Raw genomic sequence first — 18,691 nt, 5'->3', positions numbered from 1 at the left:
GACGGCCCCCGCTATCAATCGAGCCTGTGCATCAGGTCCTCATCCAGCCAGCGGCCGAAGAAATAGACCAGTTGCTTGTGCCACCACGGCCAGTCGTGGCTGACATCGCCACCCCAATAATCGACCCAGGCGGGAATGGACTTGTCGCGCAGGATTTGTTCCAACCTGCGCGTCTCGACCAGCATCCGCTCTTCCCATGCGCCCTGCCCGCAGCAGAAGATCAGCCTGAGCGCCTTCAGCCGGGTCAGCAGTTTGGGATCGACGATGCCGGGCAGATAGTCCAGCGGCGAGTTGTAGAAAATGTCGCCCTCGAGCGCTTTGCCGAAGAAGTCGCGCGCCGAATAGACGCCCGACAGCGCGATGACGCCGCTGGCAAGTTCGGGAAAGCGGAAGACGAAGTTCGACGAGTGATAGCCGCCCATCGAACAGCCCGAGAACAGCGGCTTCAGCTTGCGGCCGCCATTGGCCTGCTCGGCTGCTGACAGGAACTCCGGCAGCGCCTCCTCGCGCACATAGCGGAAATAGGCCTCGTGGCGGGCGATGCGGTGCGCGGCGTCCGCATGCTTGTCGAAGAAGGATTCCGAATCGACGCCGTCGACCGTGAACAGCTGGATGCGGCCGGTGTCGATGAATTCGGCCAGTGCGCCTACGCCGCCGGAATCCTCGAACTGGTAGAACCGGCCCTGCGAGGTCGGAAACACCACCACCGGCCGGCCGGCATGGCCGTAGCGCTTGTATTCCATGTCGCGGCCGAGCTGGCTCGAGAAATTCTTGTGATAGGAAATGTCCATCGCCTCACGCCTTTTCCGCGTGGATATAGGCGACTGCCTCGCGCAACGCTGCTTCGTCCTTCGAGCGCATCTGATAGGCGTAATTTCCCATGGCGCGGCTGAAAACCTCTTCGATGGCCTGATGGTGGACGATCTTGTCGCGGTGCGCGGCTAGCACGTCCTCATGGCTGTGCAAATAGTGGAGGCGTCGCTTGCGGCTGGCATAGGCGGTGAAGTATTTGCCCTCGTAAGGGCCGCCGGCGGCATCTCTGACCACCATATCGGCCCATGCCGCATAGACGTCGACGTCGAACGTATAGTTGATCGCATCGGTCATCCAGGCGCCGGGCGGGCGCATGTTGACCTCCAGCGCGATGACCCGGTCGTCCTTGGTCTCGAACAGCTCGATGTGGAAGAAGCGTTCGCGCACGTCGAACGCCTTCAGTATTTTGCGGCCGGCCTCCTCGATCGCCGGTCTAACCTTGGGAAAGCAGGTGTAGCTCATGTGGCGGTCCTTGTTGACCACCTCCATGATGCTCTGGTCATAGCGGTGGCTGGCCGCCAGCACCACCTCGCCGTCGCGGTTGACCAGCCCGTCATAAGTCACCACCAGTCCCTCGATGAACTGCTCCATGACGAAGGTCACGTCCTCGGGCTTGTCCCGGAAGAACTGGTCGAGCTCTTTGGCGTTGGAGATCTTGAAGGTGTTCGATGCGCCGGAACCGCTGTCGGGCTTGACCACCACCGGATAGCCGACGCGCCGGATGAAAGTCATGGCCCCGGCACGGTCGGAGCATTTGCGCTGCGCGATGGTGTCGACGCCACTCTTGCGGAAGAAGGCGCGCATGCGGCTCTTGCGCTTCAGATTCTTCACGAAATCGAGCTTGGTGCCGTAGATGTTGAAGTCGGAGCGGATGTTGGCTTCCAGCTCCAGCCAATGTTCATTGAGCGATTCGAAACGGTCGATGCGGCCCCATTTGTGGATGAAATGCCCCATCGCCCGGAACACCGGATCGTAGTCTTCCATGTCGGCGACACGGTAATATTCCGAAAGCGCCGCCTTCAGCTTGGCGTCGAGTGCGTCATAGGGTGCGTCGCCGATGCCGAGCACCCTGGCTCCGGCCTTCTTCAAACGGTCGCAGAAATCCGCGCCGTTGGCGGGAAAATGCGGCGAGAAGAACACGAAATTCATGGACAACCCCATCGCAACCCGTCGATGCCCAAGTCTGGCGCATTTGCAGCGCCTGGGGAAGGGCACGTGCGGTGGGGACAATATCCAGCAAGATCCGGCCAGCAATGCCAAGGCACCGAACTCGGGTTCCCTCGGAGCCTTCGGCGCGTTGGCTGACGGAGCATCAAACGAAAAACCCGCCTGTGCGGCGGGTCACTGGCGCAGATCAGCACCATGGACGAATATGTACCATAGCTGAGGTCACCGAGTCAAGAAAAAATTCCTATCGTGGAAAGCTGCCGGCACAAAAGCTGCCAACACTGCCGAACTCGCAGTCATCAGCATTACTCGCAATGCGGCCCCACTTGCCTCCCACAAGCCGCTCCTATATGAGATCAGCCATGAACACGCGCACCACCAACGCTTCCCGTCCGACCGGTTTTTCCGGCGAGACCGTGCGCGCGCTGGCTTCGACCCTGCTTCTTCTCGGCCTTATCGGCGATCGCCGGGTTCGCTGAAGGAGCGCCCGGCGGTCGAACCGCCGCGCAAGCGCATGCTCCTTGGCAATCACATCAAGCGAACGAAATTCTGGTAAAGGCGCCGCTCGCCATCAATCCACCTGAAGGTGGATCCATGAGCCGCCGGGAGAAACGACGATGAACGCACGAGAAGAAATCCGTTCCGATGCCGCGGTAGCCGGCAAGGATGCGGAACGAAGCATCCAGAACAAGGGCATGTCCGACGCAGCCCGCAAATATCAGCCCTATCCGACCGTCGGCCTCACCGACCGCACATGGCCCTCGAAGGTCATCGACAAGGCGCCGATCTGGTGCTCGGTCGACCTGCGCGACGGCAACCAGGCGCTGATCGATCCGATGGGCCATGAGCGCAAGGCACGCATGTTCGGCCTGCTGCTCGACATGGGCTTCAAGGAGATCGAGATCGGCTTCCCGTCGGCCTCGCAGACCGATTTCGACTTTGCCCGCTGGTGCATCGAGGAAGGCAACGTGCCCGCCGATGTCTCGCTGCAGGTGCTGGTGCAGTGCCGGCCGGAGCTGATCACCCGCACCTTCGAGGCGCTGAAGGGCGCCACCAACCCGATCGTCCATTTCTACAATTCGACCAGCGAGCTGCAGCGTCGCGTCGTCTTCGAAAAGGACGTCGGCGGCATCAAGCGGATCGCCACCGACGCCGCCAAGATGATCACCGACATGGCGGCCAAGGCCGGCGGAGGCTTTCGCTTCGAGTATTCGCCGGAGAGCTTTACCGGCACCGAACTCGAAGTGGCGCTGGAGATCTGCAACGCCGTCACCGAGATCGTCAGGCCGACGGCGGACAACAAGCTGATCGTCAACCTGCCCTCGACGGTCGAGATGTCGACACCCAACATCTATGCCGACCGCATCGAGTGGATGTGCCGCAACCTCGACAACCGGGAGAACCTGCTGGTCTCGCTGCATCCGCACAATGACCGCGGCACCGGCATCGCCACCACCGAACTCGGCCTGATGGCCGGCGCCGACCGTGTCGAAGGCACGCTGTTCGGCAATGGCGAGCGCACCGGCAATGTCGACATCGTCACGCTGGCGCTGAACATGTACACGCAAGGTGTCGATCCGTTGATCGACTGCTCCGACATCAACCGGATGAAGGACGTCTACGAATATTCGAACCAGTTGAAGATCCCCGAGCGCCACCCCTATGTCGGCGAACTCGTCTACACCGCCTTTTCCGGTTCGCACCAGGATGCCATCAACAAGGGCATGAAGGCGCTGAAGAAGGCCAATACGAGCCTGTGGGAAGTGCCCTATCTGCCGATCGATCCGGCCGATGTCGGCCGCAGCTATGAAGCCATTATCCGCATCAACTCGCAGTCCGGCAAGGGTGGCATCGCTTATGTGCTGCAGGCCGATTACGGCCTCAACTTGCCGCGCAATCTGCAGATCGAATTTAGCCAGGAAATCCAGGCGATCACCGACGCCGAGGGCAAGGAAGTGCCGGCCAGGCGTATCTACGAGCGCTTTCTCGAGACCTATGTCGATCAGCCGGCCGCGCGGCTGAAATTCCTCGATCACCACACCTATCCCAGCACCGAAATCAAGGGCCGGCGCGTCGTCGAGGCGGTCATCCTGGACAATGGCAAGGAAGTGACGATCTCCGGCACAGGCACCGGTCCGATCGACGGCTTCGTCGATGCGCTGTCGCGCCATGTCGGCGTCGAGATGTCGGTGCTCGACTATTCCGAGCACTCGATGCAGCGCGGCTCGAACGCGTCAGCCATTTCGTATGTCGAGATGGAGTATCCCCAGGGCAAGCTGTTCGGCGCCGGCATCAACACCAACATCGTCGCCGCCTCACTGGAGGCGGTGATGTCTGCCGCGAACCGTATCGTCGGTAAAAAAGCCGGCTGACGCCCGACGGGAACAAAGATCGGAACCCTTCCAACCTGGTGAACGGTTCCGATCTTTCGGGCCATTAACCACCGCGGAATTATCCGGTGGGTACGTGATCGCATAACGGGGTGTATACTTGTGTGGTGGTGCGGGACCTATATGATCGCGCCTCAACCTGTGCCGACTTCGAGAGGATCGACACTTGCAGCATGCCACGCCTGCCGCCCCCGCAGTGCGCGAGACACTGGAGCGACTGCTTGCCAGCCAAACGTTCGGACGATCCGAACGCGCGCGCAAGCTGCTGCGTTATCTTGTCGAACGTGAACAGGCCGGCGAAGCCGACAGGCTCAAGGGCTTCTCCATCGCCATGGATGTTTTCGGCAAGGACGGCGATTTCGATCCGTCCACCGATGCCGTGGTGCGGGTGCAGGCAGGCAGGCTGCGCGAGCTTCTGCAGCACTATTTTGCCAATGAGGGCGTTGCCGAGCCGGTCCGCATCGCCATTCCGCGCGGCGGCTATGTTCCTGCCTATGAATTGAACGCGATCCGCCTGCCGGATATTGCCGAGGCTGTTCCCGAACTCAGGCTGGACGGCGTCGTATCCGCCGATCGGTCCAACGAAGCCGGCACGGGCATGCTGGACGCGATGTCTCTGGCTTCCGTACCGATTTCGCCTGCCCCCTCGGTGGCGCGCCATCTCCGCTTTTTCTGGATGGCGATCGCCTTGGTCATCGCCATGCTGGGCGTACTGATCCTTCGCCAGGGCAGCACTGCCTTGCTGGCAGGCGGCGACATCTCGGCAACGCCGGAGATCGCTGGCGCAAGCGCAAGCGTCACGGCATCGGCAAGGGCTGACGCCCTTCCGCAAGTCTATATCGGACTCAAGGCTGACGGCCCCGACGCCAGCCGTGTCGCCGCATCGCTGCGCGCCGGCCTGAGTGGCTTCGATACCATCGACTTCATCGGCCGCGACACCGTCGGCGATCCGGCTGACGACGCTGCGAGCTTCATATTCGACGTCCTGCCCGGACCGGACGCGGGCGACATCACGATCGAACTGCAAAGCATGGCGTCCGGACGGGTGCTTCTATCGCGCAATCTCACCCCCGCCGACAGCGCACCTGCCGCGGTCGAAGACCGTATCGCCGACATGCTGAGCTCGGCACTCCCCGCCTCCGGCACCATCTACAACTATATCGAGCAGACCGGCACGCCAAACGGCCTGACGCAATGTCTGCTGCTCAACGGCAAATATTATCTCGACCAGAACGCCAGGACCCATGAGGCAGCCTACCGTTGCCTCGAGAGGCTGGCCAATGGTGGAACCAAGTCCTCGCTCGTCTATTCGGAACTTGCTTCCCTGCATCTCGAGGCGGTGTCCGATCATTACGCCTATCCGCCCAATGCGACGATTGAGACAGCCGTCGAGTTTGCCCATCGCGGCGTGCAGATGGGTCCGACCAGCCCTTATGCCCATCGCTCCTACGGCTATGTCAGTTCGCGCCTCGGCAATACGGACGAAGCGATCCGCTGGATGCGCAAGGCCTATGAACTCAACCCCTACGACCTCGGCATGGCCGCCGCTTACGGCTACGGGCTGATCTTTGCCGGGCGATATGCCGAGGGAACGCCGATCCTCGATCATGCGGCGGAGACCTTCAGCGGGCACCCGACATGGTGGGATTATGGGCTGTTCGTCGGTGAGCTCATGCTCGGCGACATGAACAAGGCAGTCGCGGCCAGCATGGCACTGAGAACGACGGCAACGAAATCACACTATCTGGCGGCACGGCTGGTCGGCGCCAAGGCAGCCGGACAGGACCACCTGGTGAGCACGCTGCTGAAACAGCTGACCACCGAGTTCCCCAAATTTGCCGCCGATCCGCGGGCGACTTTCGTCGAGCGGAAATATCCGGCCGACCTGACCGACCGGCTGGTCCAGGCACTCCGCGCCGCCGGGCTCGGCAGCCCAAGCTGACACCATCGACGTCCGCGCACTGGCTGCGCCGCGTCCCGATGGATTTCCTGCGCTCGATCGCCGATTGCCGATTGGTCGCCAAGTTCTGTACACAACCGTACAAATCGCGAAAATTTTACTGGTCATCACGTTGGACTAGGAGCAATTCAGCCACCATTGGTGTCGCGCATTCTGCAATAACAAAAAATCAGCTTTCATGACCGCATCACTTTTTGCCGCCGAAGAGGGTGTTGGCTCGAAGGCCATCGTCCTGCTGCACGGTTTCGGCGGCTGCCATGATGTATGGCGCGAGGTGATTTCCGCCTTGACGCCTCTCACGCATACGCTGGCCTATGATCTGCCTGGGCACGGGATGTCGCTCGATTTTTTCGCCGCCGGTCCGGCCAGGGTGGCGGCGAAGGCCGTGCTCGCCGATCTCTCGGAGCGTCGCCTGAAGCACGTTCATCTCGTGGGCCACTCAATGGGCGGTGCCGTGGCGGCGCTGATGGCGCTGGCCGAGCCCGAAAAGATAGCCTCGCTGACGCTTCTGGCGCCGGGCGGCCTTGGCCCCGAAATCAATGGACCGCTGTTGCGCCGCTATGCCGAAGCCTCGGATCGGTCCGAGATCCGCTCCTGCCTCGCCGTCATGTCGGGACCTTCAGCCGTGCCGCTCGAACATACGGTCGACACCCTTTGGGAAATGCGCAGGCGACCCGGCCAACTCGAAAAGCTCGTCGAGATCGCAGCCGCCATGACCGTGGACGGTCGGCAAGGCGTCATCCCGCACGATCGCCTCGATGGACTGAACATGCCGGTGATGGTGGCATGGGGAACCAACGATGCGGTGCTGCCCTTTACCCAGGCGGATGACCTGCCGGCGCATTTTCACGTGCACCACGTGCTGGAGGCCGGCCATATGCTGGCTGAGGAAGCCCCCGACCTTGTTGCCGAGATCATTCGCCGCAACACCAATCGTCGCGCCAGGCCACATCGCCAGAAATTCGCCGCAGCAGCCAGCTGATTTTTCGCGCACGACAACCTTCCTGGGCACCCCAGGGCCGTCGATCTCGCCAGTGCATTTTGCCGGCGGCTGTGTTAACCCGGTGTTAACCAAACCCACGAGGCAGACGCCGATGAAGGAAGCAGGCGAGAAGACCATCGACCAGTCGAAGAAACTGTCCGATGCCATCCGTGATGTCAAAAATGCCTTCGCCGACCGCGACGATGTCGTCGTCGACATGCGCGAGGCGCATCGCATGCGCCTCGATCTGCTCGCCGCCGAACTGGCACCGGTTTTTGCCGATGTTCCGGCCGACATGGACAATTTCGACTTTGTCGTCTCGTCCGGCTTGCAGCCGCGCCTGTGGATCGACGCCATCAGTCATGTCGCCATGGGGCGCGACCGCCGGACCTATCGCTTCCTCAAGGACACTGGTATCGGCCGGGTGGTGCTTGCCGAATCCACCGAGACGAAGCCGGTTGCCGATTCCGTGACACGCTATGTCGCCGAGCGCATTGTCGAGCGTCAGAGGATGCTGGAAGGCGGCGTCGAACCGGCCGTCGCCGGCATGAAACGTGCCTATGTGCCGGAAGCCGAACCGCCGCTGCACGCGACGGCGCGCGGCAAACGCTGGTCGGCCTTTCTGTCCGGGCTTGGCCTTGTGGCTGCCGGTGCCCTGGTCGGTCTTCTCGTGTCCATCGTCCTGTTCTGGGACCGCATCGTCGCCATGGTAGTCAGCTTGCGGCCATAGCGGCGCCAGTCACGGCACCGAGTTCCAGCGTCTGCAGATCGGATGGCGGCATGGACGGCCCGGTCAGGCCGCGCCGCGTCAGCCGGATCCGCCAATTGCCCGTCTCGCCGTCAATGTCGAACAGATTGTACTGCGCCGCCGGGTTCTTGCCGCCCGGCGCCTGGCCGGCGGCGGCGACGCCGACCGCTGGGATCCTGACGCCGCGATCGCCGATGAAGAACAGCGACGGCAGATGTGAATGGCCGTGCAGGACAAGGTCGGCGCCGTGGCGGCGAATGATCTTGTTGAAGCGGGCAATGCCGAACAGCCGCTTGTGCTGCGGGACCGCGCCGCGCACCGGCGGATGATGGATCATGATGGCGCGGAACAGCCCCTGTCCGGCGGTATCCCCGAGGATTTTGCCGAGCCGCTTCGCCTGGCCTTCCATGAAGAAACCATTGGCCATGAAGGGTGCCGTGGCGCGCGCCGTCGAGACACCGATCAGCGCGACGTTGCCGCGCACGCGCAGATAGGGAAATGCGTTACGATCGACCGGCGTGTTGACGCCGTCGCCGCTCATCCACGCCGCCCAGGATCGGCAGACCTTGTCGAAGGCGCCTGGCACATAGGCGTCGTGGTTGCCCGGAACGACCGAAACATCATGCGCCGGCCCCAGCGTCTCCAACCAGTGCCTGGCCATCTCGATCTCGCCGTCGAGCGCCAGATTGACCAGGTCGCCGGTGACGGCGAGGTGGTCAGGCGTGTTCGCCTTGATGTCGGCGACGATCGTGTCAATCACCGCATCATGCATATGGCGGCGGCGGTTGCGCTGCCAGTTGACATAGCCGAGCACGCGCTTGGAGGCGAGATCGCGATAGGATACATCGGGGAGCGGCCCCAGATGGACATCGGAAATATGCGCGAGCCTGAACATACAACCTTCATAGGCGACCCGCGCGCGGCTTTCCACCCACGGTTTCGCTATCAATGACGAGCCCTGAAGATGCCTTCCGCCAGACCGGCTGGCCAGGTTTGAGGGCCAGGCTGTTCCATCTCTATTTCGTGCTGCGGAGGCCGATGACGCTTGGCGTGCGCGGCTTGATCCACGACAGGGCGTCCAGGTCCGTCTTCCTTATTCGCCATACCTATGTACCGGGCTGGCAGCTTCCCGGCGGCGGCGTCGAAGTCGGCGAGACGATGAACGAGGCACTGGCCCGTGAACTGGCCGAGGAAGGCAACATCGCTCTCACCGCCCCGCCGGTGCTCAAATCGATGCATTTCAACCGCCGCTCCAGCCGCCGCGACCATGTCGGCTTTTATTTGCTCGAGCATTTCAGCCAGACGGCGCCGAAGCTGCCGGACCACGAAATCGCCGAAGCCGGCTTCTTCCCGCTCGACGGCTTGCCGCAGGGCACGACGCCGGCGACGCTGCGCCGGATCGCCGAGGTTTTTGACGGCGAGCAGCCCTCGCCCTACTGGTAGATCAGGCTGCCGCTTTCTCGAAGCGCGCCCGGTCATGCCGTGCGGCATAATCCAGATCCGGTCCGACAGGCACGATCCGCGTCGGATTGATTGTCTGGTGGCTGCCGTAATAATGCGCCTTGATATGATGCAGATTCACCGTCCCGGCCACATCAGGCACCTGATAGAGATCGCGCAGATAGTTGGACAGGTTCGGGTAGTCGGCGATACGGCGCAGATTGCATTTGAAATGGCCGACATAGACCGGATCGAAGCGCACCAGCGTGGTGAACAGCCGCCAGTCGGCTTCGGTGATACGATCGCCGACGAGATAGCGCTGCTTCGACAGCCGCTCCTCCAGCGTATCCAGCGCTGTGAACAATTCACCGAACGCCTCTTCATAGGCACGTTGCGTGGTGGCGAAGCCGGCGCGATAGACGCCGTTGTTGACCGCGGGATAGACCAGCGCATTGATCCGATCGATCTCGCCGCGCAACGCCTTCGGATAGAAATCGAGGCTGGCGTCGCCCCATTCGTCGAAGGCTGAATTCAGCATGCGGATGATTTCGGAAGACTCATTGGAGACGATGGTCTGCTCCTTTTTGTCCCACAGCACCGGCACCGTCACCCGGCCCGAATAGGCGGGATCGGCCTTGGCATAGATCTGGTGCAGGAAGTCGAGGCCGTAAAGCGTGTCGCCCGTGGCGCCGTCCTCAGCCACGAACGTCCAGCCGTTGGCGCCCATGAAATGATGCACCACCGACACCGATATGACGCCTTCCAGCTTCTTCAGCGCGCGAAAGATCAACGTCCGGTGGGCCCACGGACAGGCAAGCGAGACATAGAGGTGATAGCGGCCGGGCTCGGCCTTGAAACCGCGCGTCCGGCCTTCAGCCGGCTTGCCGTCAACAGTGATCCAGTCGCGCCATTGCGACTGCGTCCGCACGAAGCTGCCACCATTGTCCGCCGTATCATACCAGCGATCCTGCCATCTTCCTTCAACCAGCAATCCCATGCAAATCTCCTTGCGTCCTGTTGGTTGATGTAGGCACAAGGCTGCCCTGTCGAAGACGTCAGGTGCTGAACAGACCGTCACTTGGCAGAAATGACGGACAAAAACGGCCGATTGCAGCGGCGGGAAATTGATGCTAGCGGACAATCCGCATGTTCGACTTTGCTTTGATCCGGTTTGACCGACGACGAAAGGGCGCCCGCGCTTGATGAAGCGCTGACTGGCGAATGCTGCCGTTTGCAGCAAACCTCTCCTCCTTGTATCGGACCGCAACGACCATGAGCCTTGCCGACGTGAAATACCTGCCGGAAACCCCGGCGCACGACCCCGAGATCGAAGCCATCAACGACGAAGCCTTCGGGCCCGGCCGCTTTGTGCTGGCCGCTTACAAGATCCGTGAAGCCGGAGGGCACGAGCGCTCGCTGTCCTTTGTCGCCGTCGACGGCGACCTTGTCGTCGCCTCGGTGCGCATGACCCGCATCGCCGCCGGCGCCGGCCGCGCATTGATGCTCGGGCCGCTCGCGGTGCGGCCGGCCTTCAAGAATCTCGGCATCGGCCGCCGGCTGGTGGCGATCGCGCTGGAGGCCGCCGCCCGGGCCGGCGCACCTGCCGTAATGCTGGTCGGTGACGAGCCCTATTACGGGCCGCTCGGTTTCAAGCGGATTCCGCGCGGCCAGATTTCGATGCCGCGCCCCGTCGATCTCGACCGGCTGCTGTCGCACGAGATCGCGCCGGGCGCGGTAGCCAGGCTCTTGGGCGAGGTCGGCCACGCCGATCAGGCCAGGGTGGCCGATCCTACCGCGGCGATGGCTTGACCTTTCCCTTCGATCTGGCGCCTGATCCATCCCACTGTTCCCGAGATCAAAGGATGACGCCATGAACCCGAACGGCCAGATCGCGATCGTCACCGGCGGCGGCTCCGGCCTTGGCGAGGCAACGGCGCGCGCGCTGGCGGCCAAGGGCGCCCGCGTCGCCATCTTCGATGTCGGTATCGATCGCGCGGCCAAGGTCGCGGCCGAGATCGGCGGTATAGCCGTCCAGTGCGACGTCAGCAGCGCCGACAGCGGGACCGCTGCCCTCGCCGACGTTACGGCCAAGCTTGGCCAGCCACGGATCCTGGTCAACTGCGCCGGCATCGCCATCGGCGTGAAGACGATCGGCAAGGATGGTCCCCACCCCCTTGATCAGTATCGCAAGGTGATCGAGGTCAATCTGATCGGCACGTTCAACATGATCCGCCTCGTTGCCGAGCGCGCGTCGAAGCTCGAGCCGCTGCAGGGCGGCGAGCGCGGCGTCATCGTCAACACCGCTTCGGTTGCCGCTTATGATGGCCAGATCGGTCAGGCCGCCTATGCGGCTTCCAAGGGCGGCGTCGTCGGCATGACGCTGCCGGTGGCGCGCGATCTTGCCCGTTCCGGCATCCGCGTCTGCACCATCGCACCCGGCATCTTCAAGACGCCTATGATGGCCGGCATGCCGCAGGAAGTTCAGGATTCGCTGGGCGCCGCCGTGCCATTCCCGTCGCGCCTGGGCGAACCATCCGAATATGCCGCTCTCGCCCTGCACATCGTCGAGAACCAGATGCTGAATGGCGAGACCATTCGCCTCGACGGCGCCATTCGCATGGCGCCGAAATAGAAGGTCATGAGCGCCGGCCTGTCCGCTGCCGCTAAAACCGGGCCGCTGGCCGGGCTGAAGGTGATCGAGATGGCCGGGCTCGGCCCGGTGCCGCTGGCCGGCCTGATGCTGTCGGAGATGGGCGCGCAAGTGTTGCGCATCGAACGGGCGGGGACGAGCCAGTTCCTGTCGCTGCCTGATGAGTACAACATCAACCGCCATGGCCGCGCCGTCCTGCGCCTCGACCTGAAGCGCCGTGAAGGCACCGATCTGTTGTTGCGCCTTGCCGAAAAGGCGGACATGTTGCTCGAAGGCTTTCGCCCGGGTGTCATGGAACGGCTCGGCCTCGGCCCGGAAGCGGTGCAGGCGCGTAATCCGGCGCTGATCTACGGCCGTATGACCGGCTTCGGCCAGGACGGTCCGCTCGCCGGCCGCGCCGGCCACGACATCACCTACCTCGCCTATAGCGGCGTGCTGCACGCCATCGGCCATGCCGACGGCCGTCCCGTCCCGCCGCTCAACCTTGTCGCCGACTATGGCGGTGGCGCCATGATGCTGATTGCCGGCGTGCTGGCCGCCCTGTTCCAACGTTCGCGCACGGGCAAGGGTGACGTCATCGACGCAGCGATGGTCGACGGCGCCTCGATGCTGGCGGTGCCCCTGCACGCCTTGACGGCGGCCGGCTTGTGGAGCGACAAGCGCGGCGCGAACCTGCTCGATTCCGGCGCCCCGTTCTACGACACCTATGAGACGGCGGATGGCGGGCACATCGCCATTGGCTGCCTCGAGCCGCAATTCTTCGCCGAATTCGCCAGGCTGCTGCCGCTCGACGAGCACTTTGCGTCCGGCCAGTACGACAAGGCCCTGTGGCCGCCGATGCGCGCCGCCATTACCGATCGGATCCGGCAGAAAACCCGCGACGACTGGGACCTTCTGTTCGCGCAAACCGATGCCTGCGTTGCACCCGTTCTGTCGCTGCAGGAGGCGAAGCACCACCCGCACAATCGGGCACGCAACGCCTCTGTGACGACAGGTGCATTTGAGCGCCCGGCCCCCGCGCCGCGTTTCTCGAGCTCGCAACCGACCTTGGCCCCTATGCCAGGCAATGAGGATGTGTCGCCATCGGAAATTCTGGCACGTTTCGGCTTTGCGAAAGCCGAGATCGACGACCTTGTCAAATCCAGCTTGCTGACCGATAACTAGAGAAGAAAGATCAACTTACTGTGGTGCTGCCTTGGACGAGCCGAAAACGGACGTGATCCGCGAGACGGACGCCGAAGCGATCCGGCTGGCGAAGACGCTTCTGCGCAGCGCCCGCTTTGGCGCCCTGGCGGTGATCGAACCGCAAACCGGCTCGCCGCTGGCCAGCAGGGTCGGCGTGGCCACCGACATCGACGGCGCGCCGCTGATCCTAGTTTCGATGCTTTCGGCGCACACCGGCGCTCTGCTTGCCGATCCGCGCTGTTCCCTGTTGCTCGGCGAACCGGGCAAGGGCGACCCGCTGGCGCACCCGCGCCTGACATTGATCTGCCAGGCGGCACGGCTTGAGCGCGGATCAGCCGAACACGCCCGCACCGAGCGCCGTTATCTCAATCACAATCCCAGGGCGAATCTTTACGCCGGTCTCGGCGACTTTTCGATCTTTCGCCTCGATCCGCAACGCGCCAACCTCAACGGCGGCTTCGGCAAGGCCTATCAGCTCGATCGATCGGATTTGCTCGCCAGCGGACCGGTCGTCGAGGAACTCGCGGCGCGCGAACAATCGGCCATCGACCACATGAACGCCGACCATCTCGACGCAATCGCCGTTTACGCACAGCATTTCGCCAAAGCATCCGGAAACGGCTGGCGTGTTGCCGGATTCGATGCCGATGGCATGGACCTGGTGTCGGGCGACGATGTTTGCCGGGTCTTTTACCCACACCCTTTGGCGGCGGCAGGCGAATTGCGGCACGTTCTGGTCGATATGGCCAAGGCCGGCCGAGCCATGGCCGACGCCGGGACTGAGACTTAATTATGCTGGATCAAAAGCAACACTTGAGATTTAAGTGAAATGCTCTACCTTTTGGTGACGCTGAATCGCCAGCGCCGATCGACAAGTGAATTTATGGAATCAGACGCCATTGCCCCCATGGCGTCGGGATGAACAGGAAGCATGGGGGATCGATGGTCTCGACAAAGCTAATCGTGAACGCCGAATCGGCGGCAGAGTTTCTCATGCTGATGGGCAATGAGAAGCGACTGTTGATCATGAGCTATCTCGCCGAAGGTGAAATGTCGGTTGGAGCCATTGCTGAGAAGGTGATGCTCAGCCAATCCGCCCTGTCCCAGCACCTCGCCAAGTTGCGGGCGCTCGACCTGGTCGAGACCCGCCGCGACCGGCAGATGATCTACTACTCCTGCAAATCCGACGCCGTGCGAGAACTGCTTGTCATGCTGGACGGCATTTTCGGCAGCGGCAAGGATGACCTGTCCCAGATGGCGCACCGTTTGCGCCGTGCTGGAACCTGACCACATAGCGCCGATCTCGCCGGTGATTTCAGAGCGACATGCGCCCATCCGGGGCGTACAGAGCTGGCTGATTGTCCCGAATTGTCGCATCGTGCTTTCCAAACAAGGTGAGCGCCGGGAAGCGGTCCGGATTTTCGGGCCGATGCGACGGTCGCGAGGAATGCATGGATTCCATTCGCATCGACGACCCGCAAGATCCGCGCGTCGCTGCCTATCTCGACATTCGCGAGCGTGACCTCGCCGGCCGGCAAGGCCGCTTCGTCGCCGAAGGCAAGGTGGTGCTCGACCTGCTGCTCTCGACCGGGCGCTTTGCCGCCGAATCGATCCTGGTCCTGGAAAACCGGCTGGCAGGTCTCGACAACATCCTGAGCAAGGCGCCCGCCGACCTCCCGGTCTATGTCGCCACCAGCGCGGTGATGGACGCTATCGCCGGATTTCATATGCATCGCGGCATCCTGGCCATTGGCCGCAAAGGAGAGCCGCAGCCGGCCGATGACCTGCTCGATGGCTTGCCGCCTCGGGCGCTGGTCGTAGTGCTCGTCGGCATCGCCAACCATGACAATGTGGGCTCGATCTTCCGCAATGCCGCCGCCTTTGGCGCTGACGCTGTTCTGCTGGATGCGACATGCTGCGACCCGCTCTATCGCAAGGCGATCCGCGTTTCGGTCGGCGCCGCGCTCAAGATCCCCTTCGCATCGTTCTCCGATACCGCCGGCTTCACAACGATGCTCGCCCGACGTGGCTTCGAACAATTCGCGCTGTCGCCACGCGGGAAGACCGACATCCGCGATGCGCAGCGCAGTAAGCGCCTGGCGCTCTATCTCGGCACCGAGGGCGAAGGCTTGCCGGACAACCTGCTCGCAAGCCTGCGCAACGTGCGGATTACCATGGCGGAAGGCTTCGACAGCCTGAATGTCGCCGCGGCTTCAGCCATCGCGCTGCATCATTTTTCGGCTAGAGCAATTCTAGGAAAAGTGTGAAGCGGTTTTCCGTCCAGAATTGCGTCAAAGCAAAGAGTTCGGGCATTTCGCCGTTTCCGTGAAACGGTGAAATACTCTAAAGAGGCCTGATTCAGCTTGTCGCGTCAGCCTTCTGCAGCGCGCGCACGCGGTCGGCAAGACTGCGGTCACCATTGCCGGAGCGTGCGTCCGACGGTATCGCCAATGCCTTGGCGATCGGCGAACCAGGCCCCTCGAGCTTGGCCGTCAGATGGACGACCTCCGCCGCCAGTTCGTTCATCTGCTCGCGCAAGGCGGAGCTGCTGTCCGTGGCCTTGGACACTGCCAGTGCGGTGAGATCCGCCTTCAGCCGCTTGTTCTCTCGCGCCAGCGCCGCCAGCCTCGCCTCGAGCTGCTCACGGTCGCTGTCGAGCTTGGCGATTGCCTTGTCGAAATCATCGCTCCCCGCGACATCGCCGCCCTTGCCGACCAGCCGCAAGGCTGGCGCGCTGTCTTCGGATTTCGATCTTTCGCGCATGCGTGCCAGTTCCTTTTCGCGGCGGTCGAGTTTGTCTTCGCGATCGGCAAGTGTGGCCAGCAGCCGTTCGACCTTCTTGTCGAGCTCGGCGGTCCTTTTCTTCTCGGCTTTCAGGGCCTCCCGCGCGGCCTTGCTTTCAGCCGCGATTTCCTGGCCGCGCCTGTCGGCTTCCTTGCGCTGGCCACGCAGCATCGCAATGTCACTGGCGAGCTTCTGCATTTCGGACTCTCGCGCCACGAGCTCGATCTGCCGGCTGCTTGAGGAAAAACTGGCGTCGTCATACATGCGCTCCAGCTTTTCCAGCTCAACTGCGCGCTTTTCCAGCTTGCGCTCGGTTTCCTTCAGCCGCTCCGAAAGCTGCTGCAACTCGCCCTCTCGTTGGCGCAGCGCTTCGTTCTTCGCGCCCAGCTCGGTCAGCGCCTGGTTCTTGTCCGTCCGCTCGACCGCCAGGCCCTTCATGGCCTCGCGACCGCGATTGATCTCGACGAGTTGTTCGGCCGCCTTCTCTCGCAACGCCTTGACGCTGATTTCCAGGCGGCGCGTCGTCATAGCGTATTCGGCGCGGATGCGATCCTTGTCCGCCTGGATCTCGGTTTGCGTCAGAGGGATCGAGGATTCGACGCGTCTGCGTGTAAGCGCGACCGCACGACGCCATATGGCCGGAGCCACCATGAGCGCCAGAAAGCCAGCGCAGAGAAAGCCGAGGACGAAGAACAGGACCGACTGGACCAAGTGACTACCCGTTGTGGCCGGTAAGCATCAAACCAGATAAACCAAAAGCGCATAGAGCGCTTGACTGTGCCACGTTGACATGGCGGAAATCCAGCGTTGCGGCAAGGGTTTGCCGCAACGCCACGAGTTTAATGCATGTCGACCCAAAAGCGGTCCCGGTTTTGGGCAACGACAGCCAAGGACTTCAGCTTAGAACGGATTCCAGGTGGCGCGCTCGGTAAGCTTCAGATAGCCGAGATTGACGCCAAGCCGGGCACCGACACCGGTGCGGATCGGCACCAAAATCACATTGTTGTTCTTCAGCACGTTGAAGCCGACGCCAGCCACCACATAGGCCGAACCGGCGACGCCGCCATAGCGGTTGTAGAGGCTGCCCACATCGTCGAGATTGTAGACCAGCATCATCACCCGCGACCCCTCGCCGCCGAAATCCCAGCCGAGTGACGGGCCTTGCCAGAACACTTTGTGGTCGCCGGCATTCTTGGTGTAGAGCGTGCCTTCGCCATAGGTCAGGCCACCGATCAGCGCACCCGAGCCTTCTTCGCCCAGCAGATAGCCGTTGGGCAGGCCGTAGGAGGCAAAAATCTTCTCGATCACCGTGGCGAGCCCGCCCGATGTCGCGCCAAAAAATTTGTGACCGGAATCGACAATCTCCTGAGCGGTGTATTCCTGGGCCCGCAGGGCTGAAGTCGAGAAGACGAGAACGCCCAGGAGCGTGACCGCCATTGAGAAGACACGGAGAAAGCTCCGGTCGTAGTATCGGGAAAACATGCTTCCAATCTCCGTCAGGGAGCACCTTCGCCGACGCCTCGCACCCCGTACGGCTCTTTTAGCCGGCCGTTAAGGGTAACTGTTAGGGGCAAACTATGCCGTAATCCTTTTTCAACCATTAAGCTCACACATGAACATGGCGGTTCGAAGGCTGTTTGGGGTCGCTCAAGTGGGGCCGGCAGCCTGCGTGAACACGCCATTTGCCACAACCACAATTTGGATTTGTTGCTGCACGCACGGGCGCTGTGTATTCAGAAAGCCCGAGGAGAGAGTGCGTGATTCGTGTGGCAGGCGACGATCGATCGCCCGGCCATGAGTTGTGAGATTTTGCAGGGATTTTTCGCCGATGGCCGATCTGTTCACCCTTTCCGCACCCGATCTGGCAGCGCTTTTGTGCAGTCGGGTCTGCCACGACATCATCTCGCCGGTCGGCGCGATCAACAACGGGCTCGAATTGCTTGATGAAGGCGGCGCCGACGAGGACGCGATGAAGCTGATCCGCCAGAGCGCCCGCAACGCTTCGGCCCGCCTGCAGTTCGCCCGCATCGCCTTCGGTGCCGCCGGCTCGGCCGGCATGTTGATCGATACCGGCGATGCCGAAGCGGTCGCCATCGCCTTCCTCAAGAACGAAAAGCCGGAACTGACCTGGAACGGGCCCCGCGCGTTGCTGCCCAAGAACAAGGTCAAGCTGCTGCTCAACCTGATCCTCGTCGCCAATGCCGCCATTCCGCGCGGCGGCAAGCTTTCCGTGACGCTGGAAAATCTTGAGACCGAACCGCGTTTCGCGCTTGCGTCGGCCGGCCCGATGCTGCGTGTGCCGCCGAAGTTCCTCGAACTGCATTCCGGCCACAAGCCGGAGGAACCGATCGACGCGCATTCCGTGCAGCCCTACTACACGCTGCTTCTGGCGCGCGAAGCCGGCATGACGATATCGATCCACGCGACGCCGGAAGAAATCGTCCTTTCTGCGGCCTGATTGCGCAGCCGATAAAGCGAAGTATTTCTACATTGAAATCTGTAATTCCAGCTCATCGACTTGAGATGCATCTGGTCGTCCAGGCAGTGCCAAAGCATTCGCGAATAAAAGCAG

General features: G+C 62.4%; 18 protein-coding genes. 12 read left to right on the top strand and 6 right to left on the bottom strand.

Annotated elements, in window-relative coordinates:
• Positions 1-14: 14 nt before the first annotated feature.
• The gene (locus tag EOA19_RS11985; RefSeq protein ID WP_023809891.1) at positions 15-791 is read right to left on the bottom strand and encodes an esterase family protein; all 777 of its coding nucleotides are present in this window, start codon (positions 789-791) and stop codon (positions 15-17) included.
• Between the two features lie 4 nt (positions 792-795).
• On the bottom strand, positions 796-1,962 hold the full coding sequence (locus tag EOA19_RS11980) for an ATP-grasp domain-containing protein (RefSeq protein ID WP_023809892.1): 1,167 nt from the start codon (positions 1,960-1,962) through the stop codon (positions 796-798).
• 713 nt (positions 1,963-2,675) lie between these two features.
• On the opposite strand from EOA19_RS11980, the gene leuA reads away from it, so the two are divergent.
• The 4 genes from leuA (at position 2,676) to EOA19_RS11955 (ending at position 8,042) form a co-directional block, all read left to right on the top strand.
• On the top strand, positions 2,676-4,352 hold the full coding sequence (leuA, locus tag EOA19_RS11970) for a 2-isopropylmalate synthase (RefSeq protein WP_023809894.1): 1,677 nt from the start codon (positions 2,676-2,678) through the stop codon (positions 4,350-4,352).
• Positions 4,353-4,536: 184 nt separating this feature from the next.
• Positions 4,537-6,312, top strand: a complete 1,776-nt coding sequence (locus tag EOA19_RS11965) for a hypothetical protein (protein ID WP_128303705.1) — start codon at positions 4,537-4,539, stop codon at positions 6,310-6,312.
• A gap of 196 nt (positions 6,313-6,508) precedes the next feature.
• Positions 6,509-7,312 carry an alpha/beta fold hydrolase gene (locus tag EOA19_RS11960; protein WP_128303704.1) on the top strand — a complete coding sequence of 268 codons (804 nt, stop codon included), beginning with the start codon at positions 6,509-6,511 and terminating at the stop codon, positions 7,310-7,312.
• 112 nt (positions 7,313-7,424) lie between these two features.
• Positions 7,425-8,042, top strand: coding sequence for a hypothetical protein (locus tag EOA19_RS11955; protein WP_128303703.1), 618 nt, complete (start codon positions 7,425-7,427; stop codon positions 8,040-8,042).
• Here the strand turns inward: EOA19_RS11955 and EOA19_RS11950 are convergent.
• Positions 8,026-8,955 (bottom strand): metallophosphoesterase, encoded by a 930-nt coding sequence (locus EOA19_RS11950; RefSeq protein ID WP_128303702.1) that lies wholly within the window; start codon positions 8,953-8,955, stop codon positions 8,026-8,028. The two genes, EOA19_RS11955 and EOA19_RS11950, sit on opposite strands and share 17 nt — an antisense overlap.
• Positions 8,956-9,008: 53 nt before the next feature.
• Here EOA19_RS11950 and EOA19_RS11945 point away from each other — a divergent pair, with 53 nt between their 5' ends.
• Complete coding sequence (locus tag EOA19_RS11945; protein ID WP_023809899.1) at positions 9,009-9,503, top strand: NUDIX domain-containing protein; 495 nt, start codon at positions 9,009-9,011, stop codon at positions 9,501-9,503.
• A 1-nt stretch (position 9,504) separates the two neighbouring features.
• Here the strand turns inward: EOA19_RS11945 and EOA19_RS11940 are convergent, their stop codons facing one another.
• The gene (locus EOA19_RS11940; protein ID WP_023809900.1) at positions 9,505-10,497 is read right to left on the bottom strand and encodes a glutathione S-transferase family protein; all 993 of its coding nucleotides are present in this window, start codon (positions 10,495-10,497) and stop codon (positions 9,505-9,507) included.
• 275 nt (positions 10,498-10,772) lie between these two features.
• Between EOA19_RS11940 and EOA19_RS11935 the strand changes: the two genes are divergently transcribed.
• From EOA19_RS11935 to EOA19_RS11910, 6 genes are all read left to right on the top strand, one after another.
• Entirely contained in the window at positions 10,773-11,309 is a 537-nt protein-coding gene (locus EOA19_RS11935) for an N-acetyltransferase (protein WP_023809901.1), read from the top strand.
• Between the two features lie 61 nt (positions 11,310-11,370).
• The gene (locus EOA19_RS11930; protein ID WP_128303701.1) at positions 11,371-12,132 is read left to right on the top strand and encodes a 3-hydroxyacyl-CoA dehydrogenase; all 762 of its coding nucleotides are present in this window, start codon (positions 11,371-11,373) and stop codon (positions 12,130-12,132) included.
• A gap of 6 nt (positions 12,133-12,138) precedes the next feature.
• The gene (locus tag EOA19_RS11925; RefSeq protein ID WP_128303700.1) at positions 12,139-13,314 is read left to right on the top strand and encodes a CaiB/BaiF CoA-transferase family protein; all 1,176 of its coding nucleotides are present in this window, start codon (positions 12,139-12,141) and stop codon (positions 13,312-13,314) included.
• A gap of 31 nt (positions 13,315-13,345) precedes the next feature.
• Complete coding sequence (locus EOA19_RS11920; protein WP_128303699.1) at positions 13,346-14,125, top strand: HugZ family protein; 780 nt, start codon at positions 13,346-13,348, stop codon at positions 14,123-14,125.
• A 152-nt stretch (positions 14,126-14,277) separates the two neighbouring features.
• Positions 14,278-14,622, top strand: a complete 345-nt coding sequence (locus tag EOA19_RS11915; protein WP_023809905.1) for a metalloregulator ArsR/SmtB family transcription factor — start codon at positions 14,278-14,280, stop codon at positions 14,620-14,622.
• Positions 14,623-14,786: 164 nt separating this feature from the next.
• Positions 14,787-15,602 (top strand): RNA methyltransferase, encoded by an 816-nt coding sequence (locus tag EOA19_RS11910; RefSeq protein WP_128303698.1) that lies wholly within the window; start codon positions 14,787-14,789, stop codon positions 15,600-15,602.
• Positions 15,603-15,693: 91 nt separating this feature from the next.
• Here EOA19_RS11910 and EOA19_RS11905 read toward each other — a convergent pair whose 3' ends face one another.
• Together EOA19_RS11905 and EOA19_RS11900 are read right to left on the bottom strand one after the other, a co-directional pair.
• Positions 15,694-16,830 (bottom strand): hypothetical protein, encoded by a 1,137-nt coding sequence (locus tag EOA19_RS11905; RefSeq protein ID WP_128303697.1) that lies wholly within the window; start codon positions 16,828-16,830, stop codon positions 15,694-15,696.
• Between the two features lie 189 nt (positions 16,831-17,019).
• Complete coding sequence (locus tag EOA19_RS11900; protein WP_245273156.1) at positions 17,020-17,556, bottom strand: EipA family protein; 537 nt, start codon at positions 17,554-17,556, stop codon at positions 17,020-17,022.
• Between the two features lie 391 nt (positions 17,557-17,947).
• On the opposite strand from EOA19_RS11900, the gene EOA19_RS11895 reads away from it, so the two are divergent.
• Entirely contained in the window at positions 17,948-18,577 is a 630-nt protein-coding gene (locus EOA19_RS11895) for a histidine phosphotransferase family protein (protein WP_024504504.1), read from the top strand.
• Positions 18,578-18,691: the final 114 nt, after the last annotated feature.

This window comes from Mesorhizobium sp. M7A.F.Ca.US.010.02.1.1 (genome assembly GCF_004023085.1).
Lineage (GTDB): Bacteria > Pseudomonadota > Alphaproteobacteria > Rhizobiales > Rhizobiaceae > Mesorhizobium.
This window is presented reverse-complemented; position numbering and strand designations above follow the sequence as displayed.

Bases quoted from the DNA above. Each gene is read 5' to 3' on its own strand.
- EOA19_RS11985 (WP_023809891.1), bottom strand. From the start codon at position 791: ATGGACATTTCCTATCACAAGAATTTCTCGAGCCAGCTCGGCCGCGAC.
- EOA19_RS11980 (WP_023809892.1), bottom strand. From the start codon at position 1,962: ATGAATTTCGTGTTCTTCTCGCCGCATTTTCCCGCCAACGGCGCGGAT.
- leuA (WP_023809894.1), top strand. From the start codon at position 2,676: ATGTCCGACGCAGCCCGCAAATATCAGCCCTATCCGACCGTCGGCCTC.
- EOA19_RS11960 (WP_128303704.1), top strand. From the start codon at position 6,509: ATGACCGCATCACTTTTTGCCGCCGAAGAGGGTGTTGGCTCGAAGGCC.
- EOA19_RS11955 (WP_128303703.1), top strand. From the start codon at position 7,425: ATGAAGGAAGCAGGCGAGAAGACCATCGACCAGTCGAAGAAACTGTCC.
- EOA19_RS11950 (WP_128303702.1), bottom strand. From the start codon at position 8,955: ATGTTCAGGCTCGCGCATATTTCCGATGTCCATCTGGGGCCGCTCCCC.
- EOA19_RS11945 (WP_023809899.1), top strand. From the start codon at position 9,009: ATGACGAGCCCTGAAGATGCCTTCCGCCAGACCGGCTGGCCAGGTTTG.
- EOA19_RS11940 (WP_023809900.1), bottom strand. From the start codon at position 10,497: ATGGGATTGCTGGTTGAAGGAAGATGGCAGGATCGCTGGTATGATACG.
- EOA19_RS11935 (WP_023809901.1), top strand. From the start codon at position 10,773: ATGAGCCTTGCCGACGTGAAATACCTGCCGGAAACCCCGGCGCACGAC.
- EOA19_RS11930 (WP_128303701.1), top strand. From the start codon at position 11,371: ATGAACCCGAACGGCCAGATCGCGATCGTCACCGGCGGCGGCTCCGGC.
- EOA19_RS11925 (WP_128303700.1), top strand. From the start codon at position 12,139: ATGAGCGCCGGCCTGTCCGCTGCCGCTAAAACCGGGCCGCTGGCCGGG.
- EOA19_RS11915 (WP_023809905.1), top strand. From the start codon at position 14,278: ATGGTCTCGACAAAGCTAATCGTGAACGCCGAATCGGCGGCAGAGTTT.
- EOA19_RS11910 (WP_128303698.1), top strand. From the start codon at position 14,787: ATGGATTCCATTCGCATCGACGACCCGCAAGATCCGCGCGTCGCTGCC.
- EOA19_RS11900 (WP_245273156.1), bottom strand. From the start codon at position 17,556: ATGGCGGTCACGCTCCTGGGCGTTCTCGTCTTCTCGACTTCAGCCCTG.
- EOA19_RS11895 (WP_024504504.1), top strand. From the start codon at position 17,948: ATGGCCGATCTGTTCACCCTTTCCGCACCCGATCTGGCAGCGCTTTTG.